Source organism: Muricoccus harenae, from assembly GCF_009848505.1.
In the GTDB taxonomy this organism is placed as follows: domain Bacteria; phylum Pseudomonadota; class Alphaproteobacteria; order Acetobacterales; family Acetobacteraceae; genus Roseomonas; species Roseomonas harenae.
Map to the genome: position 1 here is coordinate 1 of NZ_WWDL01000075.1, position 4,720 is coordinate 4,720.

The window sequence follows — 4,720 nt, forward strand, 5'->3', positions numbered from 1 at the left end:
GGTCATCCCTAATCCCCGGCTGTGCAAGGCCCTGATCGATCGCCTGACCGACCGGGCGCACATCATCACCACGGGGGCGGACTCCTACCGGTTCCGCCGCACCACGGCGCAGCGCAAGCCCGTCAAGTCGTGAGGAGGACACCAGAACAGCGACACTGACCGTTCTGGCCGGGCCGCGGCCCGGCCAGAACGGCCAGAAGCGGCAGCTGGGCCAGAATTCGCCAGCACTGCTGGGCCAAAATTCAGTGACACAGCCACTTCCAGTCGCTCAAAGCTCTATGCGCCATTCCTTCAGCCTTACCTGGGGGCGTTCGACCCTGTTGCAGTTGTGGCCGACCCAACTCGGGCAGGCGACCGGCGCCCTGTTCCACTTCGACGGAATCGCGGGCCGCGCACTGAGGTTCCAGACGTACGCGCGCAAGGCGCGGCTGGAGTAGTCGCGGTCGCCGACTACCCACAGCGGCAGGCCCGGCAGTCGGGCCAGCAAGGGTGTGGGAGGGGGCATTCGTAGGCCTGACCTGGGGCGAGGAAGAAGGCGTTGGTGCGACCGGCGCTGTCGGCGATCACGCAGACCTTGGTACCAAAGTGCCCATAAGAGCGGCCAAGCGCCGCACGCTCCTGCACTGTCGCGCCCTTTTTGGCCGCACCTGCCGCCTTGCCGTGCGCCCGGGCGGAGGTGCCGTCGAGGAAGGTCACGCCGAGCCCGACGCCTTGCTGCTGCGCCACGGTCAGCAAGCGCTTCCAGGTGCCGAGGCAAGGACAGCGGCTGAAGATCTGGGCAGCCATCCACCATGGCCTTCCTCCGCAGGCAAAGCTCGCCACTTTGCCCCCTTGTCGTGCCGCCAGATGATGGCCCAATGGTCCGGGGCAAGTGCTGGGGCGGCACCTTCTTGTGGGGACGACAGGTCTCGACCAAGGGCTCCAGCGCTGCCCGTTGTTCGTCCGTCAATGCCACAGCACCCTCAGTAAACCCGGAGAACGCCCAGCATCGGTCAGCATCGGCCACAGGTTAAGGCGTTAGCAGGGCCTAGCGCGTGCTCTAACAGAGCTTAGCACTACCTGGGCATTTTAGCGTGGATGGGCGGCAGGAACCGACGTCTGCAGTGCGGGCATCGGGTGGGTGCGGCGAGATGGGCGAATAGCCGATGGAGGATGGCCTGACGTAGGGCGGGCAGGCTGGGCGATGGTGGCGGTCCCGGGATGCGGGGCGGCATTTTTCCCCCGGCTCGCTCGGCGGTGCTGGGCAAGGCGCAGGTGCTGCAGATAGGCGAAGGCGATGCAGGTCATCAGCGCGTGTCGGTGCAGCCCGGTCCAGGAGCGCCCCTCGAAGTGGCCCAGCCCCAGCTCCTGCTTGAGCTGCTGATGCGCCTGCTCGCAGATCCAGCGCGCCTTGATGGTGGACGCGAGCGCCCGAAGGGATGTGCCCGGGCTCAGGTTGCTCAGGTGGTACTTGCGCTCGCCAGATGAGCGCAACTCGCCCACCAGCCAGACCTCCTCGCCCGGCAGGTGGCGGTTGTTGGCCCAGATCGCGCCGTCGCCCACACGAACGCGGGTGGCGGCGAACCTGGCAGCCAGCGCTCCCTTGGTGCCCTGACGCCAGGTCAGGCGCCGCCATGACAGCCCGGCCAGCACCTCCTCGGCCGTGCGGGGCTCCTCATCGGGCACGGGGCGACGCCTGCGCCCGGCTGGCACGGTGACCTGCACGCCCGCACCGTAGACCTTCTGGTTGCGAGGGATGCCCACAGCCCAGAGGAGACCGCGTTCGGTGAGGCCCTTACGGAACTCGGCACTCGCGCCATAGCCCGCATCGGCCAGCACGGTGCCGAACCGCACGCCTGCGGCCCTGAGCCGGTCCAGCTCGGCGAGCGCGATCTCGCCCTTGCTCCGCGGCTCCATCTCTGTCTCGGGCACGCCCGCCCGGGCGCAGCGCTCCGGCTCCTCCGTCCAGGTCTCGGGCAGGAACAGTCGCAGGCCCACCGGTACGGGCACTTCACCCTGGGCCAGGGTCAGCGAGACGAGCGACTGGCAGTTCGCCTTCTTGCCCAACTGCCCGCAGTACTGCCGCGCCACGCCGACCGACAGCTCGCCCTTCTTGGGCAGCGCCGTGTCGTCGACCACCAGGAAGGCATTGGGCCCACCCACCAGCCGGTCCGCCTCACGCGCCAGCACCGTCCAGAGCGGGCCATCGTCCCAGGCGGGACTGGCAATGAAGTGCTGCAGCTGATCATGTCCCGAGAGCCCCAGGCGTGTGGCCATCGGCTGCAGGCTCTTGCGCTCCCCAGGGCCAAGCAGCCCTCGCAAGTAGAGGGGCGCCCAGGTCCGCCGCGTCTTGCGCCCCATCACGGCGAGAAAGGGTGCGAGCCACGCATCCAGATCGCCCGCCCCGCGAACGGCATCCGCCATGATCACCTCCTGCCGAGGCCGTGCACCAACAGGTCGGTCGATCACCCTACCACTGCAAGTGCCCAGGTAGTGCTAGCGCCCCTCCGAGAAATTCTGGTTTAAAATGTGCGCTTGTCGCAAGAATTAACATGTGCACGGCTCGGGATTCAGGGCGCACGTAGGTCTGCGGTGCGCGCGGCGCCCGCGCCGTGCAGTTCGAACAGTGCGCTGGCACCTTGCCTCCAGATCACCCTCCAAGAGCCGGTCAGCACCGGATCGTAGGGAGGTGGATCTACGAGCCAGACATAATCAAAATTTTCTTGCGGCAGGCGTCGTAACGCGTCCTCAATGGTCTGCCAGTTCTCTTTATTGCAAGGTTCAGCGGTTACGAACTGCGACGGATCAACGAACCGCGTCCAGGGCGACTTGACCTGAAGCAAGTGACTTCCGCCTATCGTCCATTGATCATTTGAAAACGCGTCTTTGCGGACGATCGCTATTCCCGGTAGATGCTCGAGACGAGACGTGGCCCACTTCGGATGACAATTGGCGCCGACAAAAGCAGCAAGGCGGGCGCCTCTCGGGATGTGATCGAGGACCCGCAGCTCAGCATTGTAAGTCCGATCGTAAAGCAACAGACTAACTGTGTTTGACCCAATGCGGACGATGAAGAAGGCAAGGCCGGCGAGAGCAAGAACGTTTGCGAAGCGTGAGGATCCGGCCAGCGAGGGACGTATACCAAGAAGCGCAACTGCCAAAAAGTAGGGCACTAGGCGACTATCCACATGTGCGCCACCAAGCAGTACACGGGGCAGAAGAAGGATTGCCAAGAGGAGGAGGATAGCGCCAAAGGCTAAGCCCCTTGAATAATGCAGCTTACGGTCACGTGCCCCGAGATAAATAACAAAGAGAAGCAGGAGGATCGAACCGGTATCGAGAAGAATCCAGCGGTCACGAAGGCTCGTTATGACTGCAGAAAATTTCCATGTAAAATTGAACCAGTCTCCAGTTGCAGCTTCCGCGTTGGCGCTTTGCCAAACGAGAGTCAGTGCAAATGGTGCCACCAGCGGAAGGCAGCGACACACGGCGAACACAAAAGCCCTTGGGAAGGCGCGATTTAGATCTAACTGCCGGGTAATCTCAAAAGCAAAAGCGAGAAGTCCCAGCATGCCCCAGCCGAAGGCTTGAGTTAACCAGACAGCCAGCGAGAGAGGAAGGAACAGGAGAGCTCGAAGCCCAGTGTGCCCAGAACGCCCAAGGCAAAGCCACAAGCCCAAAGCCAGGAAGGCCAACGCAACGGAAAGCGTAAAATTCAAAAATCCGTATTGGTACGGGTAACCAAAAATTAGAGGGGCTGCAAAGAGGTAAGTGGAAGGTATCCGACCATGGGCCTCTCGCGCTACCCATAAGAACCCAAGCAGGGTAAGGGGGGGTATCAGTAGCACTATGAGCTTGACCGCAAGCTCGATCTTAATAATCCATGATAGTGGAACAACCAGAAGGTCGACTCCAAGATTCGGCACAAGAGTCCATTCAAAGCCGTAAAAGCGGCGGAGATATTCTGAATGCTGAAGATGAATTGCAATTTTGTAGCGTCCAAGATGACCAGGCAAATCGGTCAGTCCGGGTATATCAGGCCAGACTAGCGGCGCTGCCATGAGCACCAGACAGAATGTCATGAACCATGACCTCTCCCACCATGGTGTGACTTCGTCGGCTACTGCTACCTGCCTTGTGGAGATGTTGATCCCAGAGAGAGTGTTCATTTCAGGGCCGATGAGGAAAGCACAAGCGTAGCGTACCATGGGTGTGTCGTTCTTCTACCCCTGGTTGTGCCTCTGAGGGGCGGTGGCTTCTGCGCCTTGAGAGCGGCGCCGACGAACGGCCCAAACCGATCCTCCTGTGGCAGGGGGATTGGGTGTTTTCTTGCTGGTATGCCCAGGCAGGGCCGAGTGGCAGGAGTGGGCTATCTTAGGAAGCCCTTGAAAAAATGGTGTCCCCGACGGGATTCGAACCCACGGCCCCAGGGTTAGGAATCCCGTGCGCCTACTCGCCAGCCGCCGCCATAGACTGACGTGCCTCTCTGCGGACCTGTAGAATTGCTCTCGCGCATCCGGATTGGAAGCCACTGCGCCACACACACGGCCGCTCGGGGGGGGCGGTACAGCCTGATAGCGTCCGTCAACGTGGTGGAAATTGCATTTGGGTTTGAGGTGGCCACGGCTCAGGCGGCTCTGGGTGGAAGTTGCAGGGTTTCGTTGGTGGGTGCCGGGTTGAGCATCTCGCCCATGGCCTCGACGCCCATGTAGCGGTGCTGCAGCTGCCATTCGTCGTTGGC

At 62.4% G+C, this 4,720-nt stretch carries 2 protein-coding genes and 1 pseudogene; all 3 read right to left on the minus strand.

The genetic code is table 11. The annotated features are described in order from the left end of the window. Nucleotides 1-280: 280 nt before the first annotated feature. Nucleotides 281-949, minus strand: a pseudogene (locus GSE44_RS26085) (IS5 family transposase); the annotation flags it as partial. A 119-nt stretch (nt 950-1,068) separates the two neighbouring features. Continuing rightward, the gene (locus tag GSE44_RS24835; RefSeq protein ID WP_159351505.1) at nt 1,069-2,403 is read right to left on the minus strand and encodes an IS701 family transposase; all 1,335 of its coding nucleotides are present in this window, start codon (nt 2,401-2,403) and stop codon (nt 1,069-1,071) included. A 146-nt stretch (nt 2,404-2,549) separates the two neighbouring features. Further along, complete coding sequence (locus GSE44_RS24840; protein WP_159351506.1) at nt 2,550-4,187, minus strand: hypothetical protein; 1,638 nt, start codon at nt 4,185-4,187, stop codon at nt 2,550-2,552. Between the last annotated feature and the right edge of the window lie 533 nt (nt 4,188-4,720).